General features: G+C 60.7%; 2 protein-coding genes. One reads left to right on the top strand and one right to left on the bottom strand.

Features of this window, described 5'->3' with window-relative positions; translation table 11 throughout:
• Window positions 1-89: 89 nt before the first annotated feature.
• A complete protein-coding gene (locus E4T63_RS09550; RefSeq protein ID WP_108182192.1) occupies window positions 90-1,223 on the bottom strand; it encodes a cupin-like domain-containing protein in 1,134 nt (377 codons plus the stop codon).
• A gap of 180 nt (window positions 1,224-1,403) precedes the next feature.
• On the opposite strand from E4T63_RS09550, the gene E4T63_RS09555 reads away from it, so the two are divergent.
• A complete protein-coding gene (locus E4T63_RS09555; RefSeq protein ID WP_237403067.1) occupies window positions 1,404-2,090 on the top strand; it encodes a thioesterase II family protein in 687 nt (228 codons plus the stop codon).
• The last annotated feature ends 244 nt before the right edge of the window (window positions 2,091-2,334 follow it).

Consider the following 2,334-nt stretch of genomic DNA (forward strand, 5'->3'; position numbering starts at 1 on the left):
AAGCGTGCCGGGTGAGTTTGCGACTGCTGCGCAGTCGATCGGGGATAAATCCCCTCGCCACAGAGTTATCCACACAGACAGCGGATGGGTTACCAACCCCGCCCCGAATTCACCCAGAAATTCACCGACAGTGACGTCGACACCGACTCCACCTGATGGAACCAGCCCTCCGGCAGAAACAGCAGATCCCCGGCCTCCAGCGTCACGCGCAGGAACGTCACATCGCGTGCTGCGGGAAAGCGCTCATAGTCCGGTGCGTCGGGGTTGAAGTCGCAGCCGTCCAGGCCACCCTTTGGCGCTGTCGACCAGGTGCCCAGTGCTTCGCGGTGATGCGGGGCGGCGAGGGTGAACTGCTTCTGGCCCCAGACCTGCGCGAACAGGTTGTCGGTGTCGTCGCGGTGCAGCGGCGTCAGCGTGCCTTTGGGGCCGATCCAGATGCGTGGCGGGATGAACAGCGAAGCATCGAAGTAGGGCGGGTACTTGATCTGCTGCAGCAATTGCGCCGGCAGGATGTTGTTGCCCATGTAGGCCGGTGGTTCGCCGTCAGCCCGTTTGACTGCCGGTTGGTCCAGCGAGGCAATGAACTCGGCCATCGACGTCGAGCGGAAATCACGTTCGGTGGAAAAGGTTTTCTTCACGTAATCGCCGTGGCGGGTGATGCCCTGCAGTTCGGCGAAATGCACCAGTGATTCCTCGCGACTGAGCTTGAACAGCGGCCAGTCCTGCAAGGCATTGCTGATCACCACCGGGATGCCGTTGGGCAAGTATCTGCTTTTGAATTCGCTGACCGACAATTCATCGCGCGCATGGCGCTCGATGCGGGTCTGCACCGGCAGCCCGGCGGTGAGTTGTTCGCTGAAGCGTGGCGGGGTCGGGTAGCGCTTGTTCATGTCGACCTTTTGCGCCACTGCGCCACCGTGCATCGCATGCTCGATGATCTGCGGCAGCAGCGTCGCCAGGCCCATGTTGCCGCCGATTTTCAGGCGTCCGCTGGCGAACAGTTCTTCGACATTGACTCGGCCACCCATGATCCCGAGAAAATCGCTCTCGGCGACTTCAATGGTCACGTCGGGGCTGGGATGGCGTCCGGGCGCGGTGCGGCTGCTGGCCTTGACCTCCGACCAGTAGGCCTGCTGCGGGCCAAACACGAATTGGAAAACGCCTTCGATGCCGACGGCACCGGCGTTGGCGAACAACTTGCCCAGGATGCTCTGCAGGTCCACGGTGAATCCTCGTTATTGGTTTTGGCCTGAACAGTTAACGAGCGCCTGTTGGCGCAATTTACCGGCGCGCGACTAATTTGCCGGGGGCGTAATCCGTTTATCTCTACAGACAAATTTTTCGAGGAAAGCCGGGTGAACAAGCTGACCCTGCTGTGCCTGCCGTACTCCGGCGCCAGCGCCATGGTCTATAGCCGCTGGCGGCCAAAACTGCCGCAATGGCTGCAACTGCAACCGGTGGAACTGCCGGGGCGCGGTGCACGTTTCGACGAGCCGCTGCACACGGATATGCGGGCGCTGGCGATGCAACTGGCCAAGGAATTGCGGCCGAATCTCAAAGCGCCGTATGCGTTGTTCGGCCATAGCCTGGGCGCGCTGCTGGCCTGCGAAATCGCTCACGCGCTGCGCGCATTGGGCTGTCCGGAACCGGTGGCGCTGTTTGCCTCGGGCACGGCGGCGCCGACGATGCGCGCCGATTACGATCGCGGTTTTGCCGAGCCGAAAACCGACGCCGAGCTGATCGATCAATTGCGCACGCTCAACGGCACCAGCGAAGAAGTGCTGGCCAATGCCGAGCTGATGAGCCTGACCCTGCCGATCCTGCGCGCGGACTTCTTGCTCTGCGGCAAATTCGAGCCGTTGTCGCGGCCGTTGCTCAACTGCCCGGTGCACGTGCTGGGCGGCAAGGCGGATCGCGCGACCACCGAACAACTGATCGGCTGGAGCAAGGAAACCCGTGGCAGCTTTTCAGTGGACATGCTCGCCGGCGGGCACTTCTTCATTCATGAGCATGAAGCCAAAGTGCTCAAGGTGATCAAGGATCAGCTGGAAGGGCATCATCGCCGGCATATCATGGCCGCAATCGCCTGAGCAGCGCATCACTCAATGTGGGAGCGGGCTTGCTCGCGAAAGCGGTATTTCAGTTATTGCATCGTTGACTGACACACCGCTTTCGCGAGCAAGCCCGCTCCCACATTTGATTTGTGTTTATGAAAAAAGCCGCTCAACCGCCCGCCTGACAGTTGTTCTCATTCGCTAATTTTTCCGGTCTGTATTCGTTTTATAGGGACGACGTGCCTTTGTGCTTCCTGCCTACTGATCCGGATGCTGAGAA

Source organism: Pseudomonas fluorescens, assembly GCF_004683905.1.
Lineage (GTDB): Bacteria > Pseudomonadota > Gammaproteobacteria > Pseudomonadales > Pseudomonadaceae > Aquipseudomonas > Aquipseudomonas putida_A.